The sequence below is a fragment of the Paenibacillus sp. 1-8 genome (assembly GCF_056316205.1).
On sequence record NZ_CM149995.1, the window covers coordinates 1066647 to 1082219 of the forward strand.

Sequence of the window (15573 nt, forward strand, 5' to 3'; positions counted from 1 at the left end):
TGAACGCGCAGCTCGCAGGAGGGAGGAATAGGCCAAATGAGCAGTATTGTGGATAAGGGAAAGCAGGTCGTAGAGGAGATACTGGAGGTATATCCCGAGAAGTTAAAGAAGGACCGGGCCAAGCATTTTGAGATCGCGGATGAGGAGCTTGTGAACTGCGGAACCTGTTCCATCAAGTCCAACATGAAATCACGGCCCGGCGTCATGACAGCAAGGGGCTGTGCTTATGCAGGCTCCAAGGGTGTGGTATGGGGCCCGATTAAAGACATGGTGCACATTAGCCATGGTCCCATCGGCTGCGGACAATACAGCTGGGGTACCCGACGCAATTATGCGAATGGGATATTGGGAATCGATAATTTTACCGCCATGCAGATTACAAGCAATTTTCAGGAAAAGGATATCGTGTTCGGCGGAGATAAGAAGCTGGAGGTGATCTGCAGGGAAATTAAGGAGATGTTCCCGCTGGCCAAAGGTATCTCCGTACAATCTGAATGTCCGGTCGGACTGATTGGTGATGATATCGGGGCTGTGGCCAAGAAAATGACAGAGGAACTGGGCATTCCGGTCATTCCAGTACGCTGTGAGGGCTTTCGCGGGGTGAGTCAGTCTCTGGGCCATCACATTGCCAATGATGCTATCCGCGATTTTCTGATGGGGCGCCGGGAGCTGAAGGAATGCGGGCCTTATGATGTCTCCATTATCGGGGACTACAATATCGGTGGTGATGCCTGGGCCTCACGCATTTTGCTGGAGGAAATGGGACTGCGGGTCATAGCGCAGTGGTCGGGTGACGGTACGATCAATGAGCTGGGGATTGCCCATAAATCCAAGCTCAACCTGATCCATTGTCATCGTTCCATGAATTATATGTGCACAACGATGGAGCAGGAATACGGAATTCCCTGGATGGAATATAACTTCTTCGGCCCGACCAAGACGATGGAAAGCCTAAGAGCGATTGCTGCCCGCTTTGACGAGACGATTCAGGAAAAATGTGAGCAGGTCATCGCCCAATATATGCCGCAGATGGAGGCGGTCATCCGTAAATACCGCCCACGTCTGGAAGGCAAAAAGGTGATGCTTCTGATTGGCGGGCTGCGGGCAAGGCATACCATCGGTGCCTATGAGGACCTGGGTATGGAAATTGTGGCTACAGGCTATGAATTTGCCCATAAGGATGATTACGAAAAGACGTTTCCCGATGTAAAAGAAGGCACTATTCTGTACGATGATCCAACTGCCTATGAGCTGGAGGAATTGGCCCAGCGGCTGAATATTGACTTAATGGGCGCCGGAGTCAAGGAGAAATACGTGTATCACAAAATGGGCATTCCCTTCCGCCAAATGCACTCTTGGGATTACAGCGGGCCTTATCATGGCTTTGACGGCTTCAAGATTTTTGCACGTGATATGGATATGACCATAAACAGTCCAGTATGGAGCCTGCTGCCGTCCCGGCAGACTGCGGAGGTGCCGGTATGAGCGAGCGTCTGAATATTGTCGATCACAATCAGCTGTTTCGGCAGGATAAATATGTGCGCCAGCGTGAGGAGAAACGAGCCTTCGAGGCCCCTTGCTCGCCGGAGGAGGCCCGAGCCACCCTGGAGTACACCAAGACCAAGGAATACAAGGACAAGAATTTCGCTCGTACAGCCGTAGTCGTGAACCCGGCCAAGGCTTGTCAGCCGTTGGGAGCGGTTATGGCTGCGCTGGGCTTCGAAAAAACGCTCCCGTTCATTCATGGCTCACAGGGCTGTACGGCTTATTTCCGCAGCCATCTTGCCCGCCACTTCAAGGAGCCTGTTCCTGCCGTCTCCACCTCGATGACCGAGGATGCCGCCGTATTCGGCGGCATGCGCAACCTCATTGACGGTATAGAGAACTGCATTGCCTTGTATCAGCCGGAGATGATTGCGGTATGCACGACCTGTATGGCAGAGGTGATCGGGGATGATCTGTCTGCCTTCCTGGCCAATGCCCGTCAGGAGGGAGCCCTTCCCGAGGATATGCCGGTTCCTTTTGCCAATACCCCCAGCTTCTCCGGTTCACATATTACAGGCTATGACGCCATGCTGCGCTCTGTGCTGGAGACGCTGTATAACAAGTCAGGCCGGACGCCGCAGCCTGGTCATGAATTGAAGCTGAATGTACTGCTCGGGTTTGACGGGTATACGGGCAATTTTGCGGAAATGCGGCGCATACTGGGAATGTTCGGCGTTACGTATACCATTCTGGGTGACCACAGCAGTAATTTTGATTCAGGGGCTACTGGAGAGTACAGCTACTATTACGGGGGAACGCCGCTTGAGGATGTGCCCAAGGCCGCAGATGCTGCCGGCACGTTGGCGATCCAGCAGTACTCTCTTCGTAAAACATTAGGCTATATGCAGCGAACCTGGGAGCAGCAGGTGTCCTCCACCTCCACGCCGCTGGGCATCCGCGCTACAGATCGCTTGCTTGAAGAGATCAGTCGTCTGTCCGGAAAAGAAATTCCCGAGGCATTGAAGCAGGAGCGCGCCCGAATGGTGGATGCCATGATGGATTCGCATGCTTATCTGCACGGCAAACGAGTGGCTATGGCGGGAGACCCGGATATGCTCATCGGTCTGATTGGCTTTTGTCTGGAGCTGGGCATGGAGCCGGTGCATATTGTTTGCTCCAATGGGGACCGGAAATTTGAGAAGGAAGCAGAGCTTCTGCTGAAATCCAGCCCTTACGGTGCAGAAGCCACGGTTCATTCCGGTCAGGATTTGTGGCATATGCGTTCGCTGCTGTTCCAGGACCCGGTGGACCTGGCTATTGGTAGCTCCCATCTGAAGTTCGCGGCCAAAGAGGCGAAAATCCCTTTGCTCCGTGTGGGCTTTCCGATCTTCGACAGGCATCATCTGCATCGTTATCCGATTATCGGCTACCAGGGTGCGTTGAATCTGCTTACCCAATTCGTGAATACCGTACTGGATGTCATGGAAGAGCAGGCTCCGGATCACAGCTTTGATCTGGTACGCTAATTGCTGTACCGCGTAGATGGAAGTTGGCAGCTTGGCTTGTGATTTTAATCGATTTTATCTGAAATAAGGGGGTTGTGCGGATGGACCCGGCTGTGTCTAACGGAAGGGTGGAGGTATCCTGCGGCAACAAAATTCCCAAAAGCACGCCCTGTCCCCGGCCTGTGCCGGGGGAGGCTTCGGGAGGTTGCTCCTTTGACGGGGCCCAGATTACACTGATACCCATTGCAGATGCGGCTCATCTGGTGCACGGGCCGATTGCGTGTCTCGGCAATAGCTGGGAGAGCAGAGGCAGCCTGTCCAGCGGCCCAGAGTTGTCGGCGTATGGCTTCACTACTGATCTTGGAGAACAGGACATTATTTTTGGTGGTGAACAGAAGCTGCATGAATCGATTCGCTACATTGTCAGCCGTTTTGCTCCTCCCGCTGTGTTCGTCTATACAACATGCGTCACAGCCCTCACCGGTGAAGATATCGAGGGGGTCTGCAAGGCTGAATCGGAGCGGTTGGGGACGCCGATCATTCCGGTGAACAGTCCGGGATTTGTGGGCAGCAAGAATCTCGGGACCCGGCTGGCTGGAGATGTGCTGTTCCAGCATATTATCGGCAGCACCGAGCCGGAACAGACAACCTCCCATGATATCAATCTCATCGGGGAATACAATATTGCGGGCGAGATGTGGCATATCGAGCGGCTGATGCAGCAGACGGGAATGAGTATCCTGTCCCGAATTACCGGGGACGGCCGGTTCCGTGAGGTGGGCTGGGCGCATCGTGCCAAGGCCAACATGGTCGTATGCAGCCGGGCTTTGCTGGGTCTGGCAGTCCAAATGGAGCGTAAATACGGCATTCCTTATTTTGAAGGTTCATTTTATGGAGCAAAGGAGACGAGTTATTCCTTGCGGCAGATGGCTTACCTGACCGGAGATCGTGATGTGGAGCGACGGGTGGATAAGCTGGCCGCACGGGAGGAAATGAGGCTATCGCTGGAGCTGGAGCCCTACCGTAAGCAGCTGAAAGGAAAGCGGGCAGTGCTCTATACCGGGGGTGTGAAGAGCTGGTCTGTCATTACGGCTTTGCAGGAGCTGGGCATTAAGGTGGTTGGTGTAGGCACGAACAAGAGCACAGCCGAGGATGTATCCCGGATTGCTGACCGTATCGGAGATGATGTGGAATACATCCCGGAAGGCGGCGCCCGGCAGATTCTCAAGACCGTACGGAGCCGCAAGGCAGACATGGTCATTGCCGGAGGCCGGAACATGTATATGGCGCTTAAGGAACAGATTCCTTTTGTGGACATCAATCAGGAGCGGCACAAAGCCTATGCGGGCTATGACGGGCTGTTGTCTCTGGCGAAACAGCTTGTGCATACGCTGCAGCATCCGGTATGGGAGCTGACCGCCAAATTGGCTCCATGGGAGGAGGAGACGGAATTTGCCGATTAAATCCGCCACGAAGCCTGTCAGTGTCAACCCGCTCAAGGTAGGACAGCCTTTGGGCGGCGTACTGGCTCTGCAGGGGATGTATCGCTCAATGCCTTTGCTGCACGGCGCTCAGGGCTGCTCGGCCTTCTCCAAGGCGCTGCTGACTCGTCATTTTCGAGAGCCGATTGCCGTTCAGACCTCTGCGTTGCAAGAGATGGACGTTATATTTGATGCAGACCGGAATCTGGAGGAGGCGCTGGATCATATCTGGTCCAAGCACCATCCAGATGTCATCGGCGTGATCAGCACGGCCCTCACCGAGGTGGCAGGCGTTGATTTTCATTCCAGAGTAAAGGCGTTCAAGCGAGAACGGGCATTGAAGGACAGTCTGCTGTTTTCTGTATCGCTGCCTGATTTTCACGGTTCTCTGGAGACGGGCTACAGCAGTACAGTAGAGTCGCTAATGGATGCCGTACTCGGGTTGGCCGGAGGCAAGTCCCCCAAAAAACAGCGCCGGACGCAGGTCAATCTGCTGCCGGCTTCTTATCTGACTGCCGGAGATGTCATGGAAATTAAGGATATGATCGCTTCCTTCGGCCTGGAGGTTATTACGCTCCCCGATATCTCCACTTCCTTGTCCGGTCACCTGCTGACAGGCTTTTCCCCTTTGACGAGAGGGGGGACTCCGCTGGATTCAGCCTGCCAGATGCTGGAGTCCTCCTGCACCATTGCCATTGGCGCGAGCATGGAACGTCCGGCGCGCAGGCTGGATCATGCCGCAGGCATTCCCTACCACTTGTTCGCTGGTCTGTCTGGCTTGGCCGCGAGCGATGCGTTCATACATTTTCTGCAAAAGATCAGCCGCGAGCCAGCCCCCGTTCGCTTCCGCTGGCAGCGTGAAAATCTGTTGGACAGCATGCTGGATGCCCATTTCTATTATTCTGGCGCTTCGGCTGTAGTGGCGCTAGAACCGGATCATATGCTGTCAACCGCAGCCTGGCTGGAGGAGATGGGAGTGGAACTAAAGCGGCTAATTACATCCTGCAGCACGCCCGCACTGCAAAAGACAGAACGGGAAGTCTGGATCGGTGATCTGGATGATGCAGAGGAGAGCGCACAGGGCGTGGATTTGTGGATCAGCAATTCACATGGAAGAAAGGGAGCGGCACGGGCCGGGGCCTCATTCGTACCGGCAGGCTTGCCGGTGTATGACGAGCTGGGCGCCCACACATCTGTAAGCGTCGGATATCGTGGAACCATGGAGTGGGTGAACAAGGTGGGCAATGTATTGCTTGCCGAGAGGGGGAGGGGAGGATGAAGGTTGCATTTGCGACGGAAGACGGTGTGCTTGTGAATGCTCATTTTGGGCAGAGTCCCATGTTCACTGTATTCGAAATCCGGCACTCAGGCGTCCAGTTCCTGGAGCATCGGCGGATAGCCCTGGGGAGCGATGAGAACGAGGCGGGCAAGATCGCCAGCCGCATTGGCCTGATCGAGGATTGTGCCTTGATCTTCCTGGTACAGATCGGCGCTTCGGCCGCTGCACAGGTGACCAAGCGGACCATTATGCCTGTGAAGGTGGCCTTCGGCAGCACCATTGAGGAGCAGCTCCAGCGTCTCCAGCATATGCTGGCTCGCAATCCGCCCATGTGGCTTGCCAAAATCCTGCATGCTGAGGAGGGCAGCGGCAAAGCTGAATCATGAGCCTTCTGTAAGGAAGAGCAACCATATATGATGTCAAGATCCTGCGGACCGAATATCTTAAAGGCGGGGCCGCACATGGAGGGGGTGGACGAATGATACAGCTGCTGGAAGACAGCAGATACGGACGCCAGTTGAAGCTGCTGGGAGTGGAAGGTCAGAACAGGCTAAAGCAGGCTATTGTTATGGTTGCAGGCATCGGAGGATTGGGAGGGACAGCGGCCATGTACCTGGCCGCTGCCGGAGTGGGAAAGCTGATATTGGCCCATGAGGGCGTAATCCATCTGCCCGATATGAACCGGCAGGTGCTGATGGACAGCGGACGAATTGGGGAGGAACGGATGGAGACGGCATTGCAGCATTTGCATCGTATCAATCCGGAGACCGAGCTTGAGGGCCACGCCGACAGAATCACGGAAGAATCCTCTGGACCATGGGTAGAAGCGGCGGATATCGTGATTGATGCACGGTATGATTTTCCGGAAAGATATGCGCTGAACAGACTATGTGTTCGACATGGCAGACCGATGATAGAAGCCGCCATGTACGCCTATGAAGTATCATTGATGACCATTGATCCCGGTAGGACGGCATGCCTGGAATGTCTCTACCCGGAAGGCGGACAGTCTTGGGAGCCTCTGGGATTCCCGGTCCTGGGAGCCACCTCCGGTTTGATTGGCTGTATGGCTGCACTGGAAGCGGTCAAATGGATTACGAATGCGGGCAATCTGTTCACTGACCGCATGTACCGTATGAATGTGCTGGATATGAGCAGCTGCACCATAGCGGTCAAACGCAACCCGCGTTGTCCTTGCTGCGGAACGGGAGGGGATATAGATGAGTCAGTTGCATATTTGTGATACGACACTTCGTGACGGAGAACAGGCACCGGGCGTTGCCTTTTCGGCCGCAGAGAAAGCAGAAATTGCCATTATGCTGGATCTGGCCGGGGTGGAGCAGGCTGAGATCGGAATTCCGGCAATGGGAAAGGCAGAGTGCAGGTCTATTGCCAGGATTGCCGCTCTCGGACTACAGATGAAGCTGATGACCTGGAATCGCGCAGTGTTCTCGGATATTGATGCAGCGGAATCGACGGGTGTCGGCTGGGCCCATATTTCGGTTCCCGTGTCGACGGTGCAGATGAAGGCCAAGCTGGGTATGAATCCTGAGCAGGTGACGGAGCTGATCCGCAAGTCTGTCGATTACGGTCAGTGTAAAGGATTGACTGTTTCCGTAGGCTTTGAGGATGCTTCAAGGGCAGATGACCTGTTCCTTGAGCAGTTGGCGAATCAGCTCTATAGGGATGGTATCCGGCGCTTCAGATATGCCGACACGCTGTCCGTTCACCATCCTGCTGCCATAGCTGTCCGTATAGACAGGCTTGTATCGCGCGTGCCGCAGGATGTGGAGCTTGAGATCCACTGCCACAACGATTATGGCCTGGCGCTTGCCAATACGCTGGCAGCTTTGCAGGCGGGAGCTGTCTGGGCTAGTACAACCATTTCGGGCCTTGGGGAAAGGGCAGGCAATACGGCGCTGGAGGAGGTGGTGATGTCGTGGAGGGACATATATCAAGGAACCTGCAGCGTCCGCCCTGAGCTGCTGAACCCGCTGGCTGCACTGGTGTCCAAAGCCTCCAACCGAATCATTCCCGAAGGCAAGCCAATTGTGGGAGACATGGTATTCGCCCATGAATCCGGCATACATATCAATGGTCTGCTAAAGGAGCGCGCCGCCTATCAGGCCCTTGATCCGACCGAACTGGGTACTGACCATTCGTTCGTGCTCGGCAAGCATTCGGGCAGAAGTGCAGTTCAATATATGCTGGAGCAGGAAGGAATCGAGGCAGGCTCCGGTGAAATCAAGTTCCTGCTGGAGCGGCTTCGCCTGGTCGGTGAAGACCCCAAGCGTGTTATCTACAGCGCGGACTTAAAGCGCTGGCTGCAGTATTATCCGGCAGAGCTGCCGAAATAACCGAAAAAGCGTTCCCGTCCGGTAAGTGTGACCGTGACTGGAACGCTTTCTTGTATATCTTTTAATTTCACAACCGGAGTCTCCAATTTGCTGGTTAAACGAAGCCGTTCAGAAGGGTATAATAAAATATAGTGCTGTATAAAGTGCGTATATATGGTTTTACAGCAGGCAGGTTCGATTCTTATAACCATTACACGCTGATCTGGAAGGACGGCTATTGGGCAATTGGAGGAATGCTTGTGGGGATGATGTTCTCTTTTCTAAAAAAATATCGGGTTCCAGCCATCGCAGCGCTCGTGATGATGCTGCTGGAGCTGACGGTGGAATTGTCGCAACCGTATCTGATCTCCAAAATCATTGATGAGGGCATCCGGCAGCAGGATTTGTCCGTCGTCTGGTTATGGGGCAGTGTACTGGTGGGGAGTGCCGTTATCGCTTTTATGGCGGGCATATCCAGCTCTTTTTTTGCTTCACATGCAAGTCAGGGCTTCGGCTATGATTTGCGGGAAAAGCTGTATCGTAAAGTGCAATCCTTTTCGTATCCTGTGTTTAAACGTTTTTCCACTTCGTCGCTGATTACGCGCCTGACCGGGGATGTCACGCAAGTACAGGATACGGTGTTTATGAGCCTGCGGTTTATGACACGGGTTCCGCTTGTAGTCATCGGCAGTATTGTGATGGCACTGGTTGTACATTTCAGGCTTGGGCTGCTATTGGCGGTTATGGCCCCGGTGCTGTTCGTGTTTGTGCTGGTGATGATGCGGAGGACGGTCACTTTGTTTAAGGGTGTCCAGCGTCGCCTGGATGATGTTAACGGGGTGATTCAGGAGAACCTGACAGGTATCCGGCTCATTCGGGTTTTTGTGCGGATGCGGCATGAAATCGAGCGTTTTGCCCACTACGGGGGCGAATTGATGAAAGGGACGGTTTCCGCTTTGCGCTGGACAGAAACGACGATGCCGTTCATTTTGTTTACCATGAATGCAGGGATTATTGCTGTGCTTTGGTTCGGACGGGGTCAGATTGCAACAGGGGATGCCAGTGTGGGACAGGTGGTCGCTGTCGTCAATTATTCATTGCGGACGATTGGAGCCTTGTCTGCCTTGTCGGGGATTGTTGTTGTGTTTTCCCGGGCGACCGCTTCCACGGCGCGGATTCGAGAGGTATTGGAAACACATAATGAAGATGGGCGAGCGATGGATTCTGTTCCAACACATCATACACGGATTGAGGGACAGGTGGAAATGGACCGGGTGAGCTTTCATTATCCGGGCAGTGATTTGGCTGTACTAAAGGATATATCTTTTAGGGCGCGATCAGGTGAGCGGATAGCTATTATGGGGGCCACTGGCTCGGGGAAATCCTCACTTGTGCAGCTAATTACGCGCTTGTATGAAGAAGATGAGGGGCATGTGCGTTTTGACGGCAAGGACGCGCGTGAATTGGACGCTTCCATACTGCGTGAGGCCATTGGGTACGTGCCGCAGGAGGTGCTTCTTTTCACAGGCTCGATTCGGGAAAATATCGCTTGGGGGCTGGAGAATGCCAGCCTGGAGCAGATTCAGGAAGCGGCTCGTATGGCGCAGATCCATAATATGATTGAACGCTTGCCGCAAGGCTATGACACGATGCTCGGGCAGCGTGGCGTCAATCTGTCTGGCGGACAGAAACAGCGGCTTTCGATTGCCCGCGCACTTGTGCGCCATCCGGCGGTGCTTATTTTGGATGACAGCACCAGTGCGCTGGATGTGCGGACAGAGGCGGCTTTGCTGAATGCACTCGATGGCCTGTCCTGCACGACATTTCTCATTACGCAGAAGATCAGCTCGACCGCATCAGCAGATCAGATTTTACTGCTGGATGAGGGGCGCCTGACTGCGAGTGGAAGTCATGAGCATCTCATGGACAGTTCGGAGCTGTATCGACGCATCTATGAATCACAATACGGAAAGGAGGAGTCGCATGTTCAAGGAACTCATTGATCCGTTCCGTCAGCCTACACCGCCGTCCGGTGTGCTGCGGAACCCGGCAGGAGCAGAGGGACGCCGCAAGGCCAAGGCCAAGGCCAAGAACTGGTCCGGCACGTTAGGACGGACATGGGCGTATCTGGCCCGTCGCAAGGCCAAGCTGATGCTGGTACTGTTCATGGTACTGCTCAGTTCCGGCCTGGCTCTGATGGGTCCGTATTTGGTCGGCGTCGCAGTGGACGATTTTCTGGAAGGTCCGGGCGGACGCACGTGGATTTATTTTCTCATTGGGCTGGGGGCTGTGTATTTGCTCAACTCGCTGACCTCCTGGCTGCAAAATATCTGGATGATCGAAATCGCCCAAGAGACTGTGTACCGGATGCGTTTCGACCTGTTTTCACATTTGCATCGGCTACCAATTCCTTTCTACGGCAAACGTCAGCAGGGAGAGATCATGAGCCGTCTGACCAATGATATCGAAAATGTCAGCTCTACGCTGAATAGCTCAGCCATTCAGATTTTTTCGAGCATATTGACACTGGTGGGTACGCTCACGGTGATGCTGTGGTTAAGTCCGCTGATGACACTGCTCACCTTTATCGTGGTGCCGCTGATGGCAGTCGGGATGCGCTGGATTACGCGCCGCACCGGGCCTTTATACAAGGAACGCCAGAAGAACCTGGGGGAACTGAACGGTTATATTGAAGAAACGCTGTCCGGGCAGCAGATTATCAAAGCATTTTCGCAGGAAAAGAGAGTTATTCGCGGCTTTGGCGAACGTAATGATCGTATCCGTCTGTCGGGCTTCTGGGCACAAACGATTTCCGGTTTTATTCCGAAGCTGATGAACGGGCTGAATAATCTCAGCTTTGCCATTGTAGCGGGGATCGGCGGGATTTTGGCCATTCACGGCTCTATTACCATCGGGACAATCATCATCTTTGTGGAGTATGCCCGCCAGTTCACCAGACCGCTGAACGATCTGGCTAACCAGTGGAACACACTACTGTCCGCTATTGCCGGAGCTGAGCGTGTATTCGAAATATTGGATGAGGATGAAGAGTCCAAGGATGAACGCGGTGCAGTGGAGGTAGAGCATGTAGAGGGGGCAGTTCGGTTTACCGATGTTTCCTTCGGCTATGATGAGGAGAGTGCTACGCTGAAAGGTATCTCTTTTGAAGCCAAGCCGGGTGAGATGATCGCACTGGTCGGTCCGACCGGGGCCGGAAAAACGACGCTGATCCAGTTGATATCCCGTTTTTACAGTCCCGACAAGGGAATGATCACGCTAGATGGACGTGACATTACCACCATACAGCGTGAAAGCTTGCGCTCCCGCATGGCGTTTGTGCTACAGGATTCCTTTTTGTTCCAAGGGACAATCCGCGAAAATATCCGCTTCGGCAGACTGGATGCCACCGATGAAGAGATAGAGGAAGCATCGAAGCTGGCGAATGCCCACTCCTTTATCATGCGGATGAAGGACGGATACGACAAGGTGCTGGAGGCTAACGGCAGCGGCATCAGCCAAGGGCAAAAACAGCTATTGGCTATCGCCCGCGCTATTTTGGCCAACCCTTCAATCCTCGTACTAGACGAGGCAACCAGCAGCATCGACACGATTACTGAGATAAAAATACAAGAAGGACTGGAGCGGCTTATGCAGGGGCGAACAAGCTTCGTCATTGCGCATCGACTGAATACCATTCGTCAGGCTGACCGGATTCTCGTTTTAAAGGATGGACGTTTGGATGAGCAGGGCTCACATGATGAACTGCTGGCCCACAAAGGATTTTACAGTGATTTATACTATGGTCAGTTGAGAAAGCAAAGCTCTTAAGCCGGCTCTGGATAAGCAGATTTGTAGGCATGATGTAGAAGCTTTATAATGCTAAAAAGGACTACCCTGGGGCAGTCCTTTTTAAGTAAGCCTTTTTGTGACAAGAGATGTTTGAAATTAAGATACCTCGGTCGAGGACAGAGGGTTTTACACTGGTAAGTTTTCGCAATATTTTATATACCCATACCCCCTATGGGTATGTTAGTATTAGTGTGTAAGAAAAAAATCCCACATCAGAGGAGAGATCATCATGAAAATCGCAATCATGCTTTTCGATGGAATCACAGCATTAGATGCAATTGGTCCATACGATGTATTTGCTGCTACACTGAAATGTGAAGTGAAGTTTGTCGCTAAGAAAAAAGGGTTAATCAAGCTGGACTCAAATATGGGTTATTTGCATGCCGATTACAGTTTTTCTGAAGTTACTTCAGCTGATATTCTTGTTGTTCCAGGTTGCAGTCCGCCAAATTATAAAACTCCAATGAATGACGAAGAAACGTTAAATTGGATTCGCCAAATACATGAAACTACGAAATGGACCACGTCGGTTTGCAACGGCTCTTTGATTTTGAGCGCCGCAGGCTTGTTAAATGGAATCGTAGCCACCAGTCATTGGGGTTCCTTAGACCTGCTCCAATCTCTTGGAGCCATTCCAACAGATGAGAGAGTGGTTCGTCAGGGCAAAATCGTTACAGCAGCCGGTGTCTCCTCTGGTATTGATATGGCACTCCAACTAATAGCATGGGAATTGGGAGAAGATATGGGTAAAGGAGTCCAACTGATTTTGGAATACGATCCTCAGCCTCCGTTTGACACGGGTTCACCAAAGAAAGCGCCTACTTTATTGGTAGAACAAATAAGAGGTATGTTACAAGAGTTTGCAAAAAGGGAACCCAATGTGTAAATCAAGAATAAATCAGTACGTTCTCAATAGCGGTATTGGGGTAGGTTAAGGTGTAAGGTATAAGGTGTAAGGTATCTAACCAAGACCTCTTCCGGTATTAACTTGGCTTAAACGTTCAATGTTGTTGGTATTTGGTAACAGAAATATCTAAAGAAGGAGCGGTAAGTGCTCCTTCTTTTTTAACACATTTAATTGTTTATACCGGCTCTACTATAAAGCATACTTTATTATACAGATTTAGTAACCGGGCTGTTTAAAGGACGGGTTTCAAGCTCAGTCGATGCCGGAGCAATTTCTGGCTGCTTGTCGGGATGAAACTCATTTTCCGATTTGGCGACGATGACGGTAGCGACCCCGTTACCAATCAGATTGGTGATGGCCCGCGCTTCTGACATGAAGCGATCCACACCGAGCAGCAGCGCCATTCCGGCCAGCGGGATGGAAGGGAACGCCGCGAGTGTGGCTGCCAGCGTGATAAATCCGGAGCCCGTGACGCCCGCTGCTCCCTTTGAGGTCAGCATGAGGATACCAAGCAGTGTCAACTGCTGCCATATGGTCATATCGACGCCGGAGGCCTGAGCTACGAATATGGCGGCCATGGACAAATAGATCGCCGTACCATCCAGGTTAAACGAATAGCCCGTTGGAATGACCAGGCCGACCACCGATTTGGAACAGCCGTATTTCTCCATTTTGTCCATCATACGGGGCAGGGCAGACTCGGAGGATGAAGTACCGAGTACAAGCAAAATTTCTTCTTTGATATAAGCGATAAACTTGAAAATGCTGAAACCGTACATACGAGCAATCATACCGAGCACAATGATAATGAATAAGGCCATGGTCAGGTAAACGGAACCCATCAGCTTGCCCAGAGAGGTTAACGACCCAATGCCGAATTTACCAATCGTATAAGACATGGCACCGAATGCGGCGATTGGAGACAATTTCATGATCATATTCACGATGCCAAAGAAGGCGTGCGACAGCTTGTCGAACAGGACAATGACGGGTTTGGCTTGCTCCCCCATGGCCGTCAGTGACAGCCCGAAGAGGATGGCAAAGAACAGGATAGGCAGTAAATCTCCGCCTGCCATAGCGCTCACTACATTTTCAGGAATAATGCCGACGATGAAATCAACGAGCCCATGACTTGATTCCGCTGCTTTTTGAGCATATTGAGATACGTCTCCGGTTGCTTTGCTCACATCAATGCCCGCTCCCGGTCTTACCAGATTAACAACGATTAGACCAATAGCCAGCGCAATTGTGGTAACGATTTCAAAATAGAGAAGGGCCTTTCCGCCGATGCGACCGACCTTCTTCATGTCTCCCATGCTGGCAATCCCGTGTACAACTGTAAAAAATACAATGGGTGCGATGACCATCTTAATGAGCTTGATAAAGGAGTCTCCGAGTATTTTGAGCTTTTCGCCTGTTGCAGGAAAAAAGTGGCCAAGAAGAATGCCCAGAACAATAGCGATAACGACCTGAACCGTCAAGTTTTTAAAATTAATTCTCAGTTTCATAGGGATACGCTCTCGCTTTCTTTTGGTTTTTGAAAACGCTTTATTTTTGTATCCCCAGTGTAAAAGCTGCGTTCTTGGCAAACAAGAATACGGTCATAACGTTCTTTTTGGTCTTTATGGTCCTTGAATCATATCCATCAGGTCCGACCCGATGATGGGAGTGAACTCCTGATAGAGTACGCGCAGTTTTTCCCTCCAAAGCTTACGCTCACCCTCGGACAGGTGGGTAATTTTAATGTCTCCAGTCTGCTGCAACTGGCTAAGTCGATCCGCATTTTCATCTGTTTCCCGTTTGTTCCAACGCGTCGTTTCCTCAAGTGCCTCTTGCAGCACCAGCTTAGCGCTATTTGGGAGGCGACCCCAATAGGATTTGTTAAATACGACGGCATAACCCAGATAGCTGTGGTTGCTGATGGTCATATAGCGTTGCACTTGGTAAAACCGTTTGGTAAGGATATTGGATATCGTGTTCTCCTGTCCATCTGCCGTGCCCGTCTCCAGGCTGTGGTATATTTCATTAAAAGGAGTGCTAAGGGTCGATGCTCCAAGCGCTTCAAACTGACGTTCCAACACCCGGCTTGGCTGGATACGAAATTTCAAGCCCGTAAAATCTGTGGGTGTGCTGAGTGGATGGGCGTTGTTGGTCATTTGCCGAAAGCCGTTTGACCAGAAAGCGACGCCTTTCATTCCAAAGGGATCAAGTGTTTGCGATAACCGCTTGCCCAATTTTCCGTTCAATGCCTGATCGACTTCAGCCTGATCCTCGAAGGCAAACGGAAGATCCATCACGAGCCAGGCTGGATCAATCGCATTCAAATTGGAAAACGAAGGAGCGATCATCTGGATTTCTCCCCGTTGAAGTGCAGCAACTTCCGTGGTTTCTGAATAGCGCATTCCATTTGGGAACACTTGAATCTCAATCCGATCGTTGGATTTTTCTTTCACCCGCTGTGCAAAATAAGCGGCGGCCAGTCCTTTGGGCGAGTTTTCCGCCACCACATGGCTAAATTTAATCACGATCCGATCTTTAAGACCGGTAAATTCATTATCATAAGGGAGCTCTTCACCAAAATTCTTTTGAAAACCGATCACATAAGCCGTTAGGATACCCAGTACGAGCAAAACACCAAATCCAGCAGCTCTTTTCACAAAGTAACCTCCCATCTGTTGCTATTTTAGTCCCATTATTCCACAATGATATTCAAAGGTAAACGGTTTAAAGG

The 15573-nt window shown here is 52.0% G+C and carries 12 protein-coding genes; 10 read left to right on the top strand and 2 right to left on the bottom strand.

The features are described 5' to 3' along the window. Positions 1–36 precede the first annotated feature (36 nt). The 10 genes from nifD to AC0WRU_RS04975 all read left to right on the top strand — a co-directional run bounded on the left by nifD (position 37) and on the right by AC0WRU_RS04975 (position 12821). Complete coding sequence (nifD, locus tag AC0WRU_RS04930) at positions 37–1485, top strand: nitrogenase molybdenum-iron protein alpha chain (RefSeq protein ID WP_476127462.1); 1449 nt, start codon at positions 37–39, stop codon at positions 1483–1485. Continuing rightward, a complete protein-coding gene (gene nifK / locus AC0WRU_RS04935; protein ID WP_476127463.1) occupies positions 1482–3011 on the top strand; it encodes a nitrogenase molybdenum-iron protein subunit beta in 1530 nt (509 codons plus the stop codon). The genes nifD and nifK overlap by 4 nt, the downstream gene beginning before the upstream one ends. 80 nt (positions 3012–3091) lie before the next feature. Further along, positions 3092–4453 (top strand): nitrogenase iron-molybdenum cofactor biosynthesis protein NifE, encoded by a 1362-nt coding sequence (gene nifE, locus AC0WRU_RS04940; protein WP_476127464.1) that lies wholly within the window; start codon positions 3092–3094, stop codon positions 4451–4453. Continuing rightward, positions 4443–5750 (top strand): nitrogenase iron-molybdenum cofactor biosynthesis protein NifN, encoded by a 1308-nt coding sequence (gene nifN, locus AC0WRU_RS04945; RefSeq protein WP_476127465.1) that lies wholly within the window; start codon positions 4443–4445, stop codon positions 5748–5750. Before nifE ends, nifN begins: the two co-directional genes overlap by 11 nt. Next, the gene (locus tag AC0WRU_RS04950; RefSeq protein ID WP_476127466.1) at positions 5747–6136 is read left to right on the top strand and encodes a NifB/NifX family molybdenum-iron cluster-binding protein; all 390 of its coding nucleotides are present in this window, start codon (positions 5747–5749) and stop codon (positions 6134–6136) included. The genes nifN and AC0WRU_RS04950 overlap by 4 nt, the downstream gene beginning before the upstream one ends. Positions 6137–6228: 92 nt before the next feature. Continuing rightward, positions 6229–6993 carry a HesA/MoeB/ThiF family protein gene (locus tag AC0WRU_RS04955; RefSeq protein ID WP_476127467.1) on the top strand — a complete coding sequence of 255 codons (765 nt, stop codon included), beginning with the start codon at positions 6229–6231 and terminating at the stop codon, positions 6991–6993. Further along, positions 6971–8107: a homocitrate synthase/isopropylmalate synthase family protein gene (locus AC0WRU_RS04960; RefSeq protein ID WP_476127468.1), complete on the top strand. Its 1137-nt coding sequence runs from the start codon at positions 6971–6973 to the stop codon at positions 8105–8107. Before AC0WRU_RS04955 ends, AC0WRU_RS04960 begins: the two co-directional genes overlap by 23 nt. A gap of 245 nt (positions 8108–8352) precedes the next feature. Continuing rightward, positions 8353–10089, top strand: coding sequence for an ABC transporter ATP-binding protein (locus AC0WRU_RS04965; protein ID WP_476128577.1), 1737 nt, complete (start codon positions 8353–8355; stop codon positions 10087–10089). After that, positions 10070–11914, top strand: coding sequence for an ABC transporter ATP-binding protein (locus AC0WRU_RS04970; protein ID WP_476127469.1), 1845 nt, complete (start codon positions 10070–10072; stop codon positions 11912–11914). Before AC0WRU_RS04965 ends, AC0WRU_RS04970 begins: the two co-directional genes overlap by 20 nt. A gap of 250 nt (positions 11915–12164) precedes the next feature. Next, positions 12165–12821 (top strand): DJ-1/PfpI family protein, encoded by a 657-nt coding sequence (locus AC0WRU_RS04975; protein WP_476127470.1) that lies wholly within the window; start codon positions 12165–12167, stop codon positions 12819–12821. A gap of 227 nt (positions 12822–13048) precedes the next feature. Here the strand turns inward: AC0WRU_RS04975 and AC0WRU_RS04980 are convergent, their stop codons facing one another. After that, positions 13049–14350, bottom strand: a complete 1302-nt coding sequence (locus tag AC0WRU_RS04980) for a dicarboxylate/amino acid:cation symporter (protein WP_476127471.1) — start codon at positions 14348–14350, stop codon at positions 13049–13051. Positions 14351–14464: 114 nt separating this feature from the next. After that, positions 14465–15499: a DctP family TRAP transporter solute-binding subunit gene (locus tag AC0WRU_RS04985; RefSeq protein WP_476127472.1), complete on the bottom strand. Its 1035-nt coding sequence runs from the start codon at positions 15497–15499 to the stop codon at positions 14465–14467. Positions 15500–15573: the final 74 nt, after the last annotated feature.

Excerpts from the sequence above, each read along its gene's own strand:
- nifD (WP_476127462.1), top strand. The coding sequence starts at position 37 with ATGAGCAGTATTGTGGATAAGGGAAAGCAGGTCGTAGAGGAGATACTG.
- nifK (WP_476127463.1), top strand. The coding sequence starts at position 1,482 with ATGAGCGAGCGTCTGAATATTGTCGATCACAATCAGCTGTTTCGGCAG.
- nifE (WP_476127464.1), top strand. The coding sequence starts at position 3,092 with ATGGACCCGGCTGTGTCTAACGGAAGGGTGGAGGTATCCTGCGGCAAC.
- AC0WRU_RS04950 (WP_476127466.1), top strand. The coding sequence starts at position 5,747 with ATGAAGGTTGCATTTGCGACGGAAGACGGTGTGCTTGTGAATGCTCAT.
- AC0WRU_RS04955 (WP_476127467.1), top strand. The coding sequence starts at position 6,229 with ATGATACAGCTGCTGGAAGACAGCAGATACGGACGCCAGTTGAAGCTG.
- AC0WRU_RS04960 (WP_476127468.1), top strand. The coding sequence starts at position 6,971 with ATGAGTCAGTTGCATATTTGTGATACGACACTTCGTGACGGAGAACAG.
- AC0WRU_RS04965 (WP_476128577.1), top strand. The coding sequence starts at position 8,353 with ATGATGTTCTCTTTTCTAAAAAAATATCGGGTTCCAGCCATCGCAGCG.
- AC0WRU_RS04970 (WP_476127469.1), top strand. The coding sequence starts at position 10,070 with ATGTTCAAGGAACTCATTGATCCGTTCCGTCAGCCTACACCGCCGTCC.
- AC0WRU_RS04975 (WP_476127470.1), top strand. The coding sequence starts at position 12,165 with ATGAAAATCGCAATCATGCTTTTCGATGGAATCACAGCATTAGATGCA.
- AC0WRU_RS04980 (WP_476127471.1), bottom strand. The coding sequence starts at position 14,350 with ATGAAACTGAGAATTAATTTTAAAAACTTGACGGTTCAGGTCGTTATC.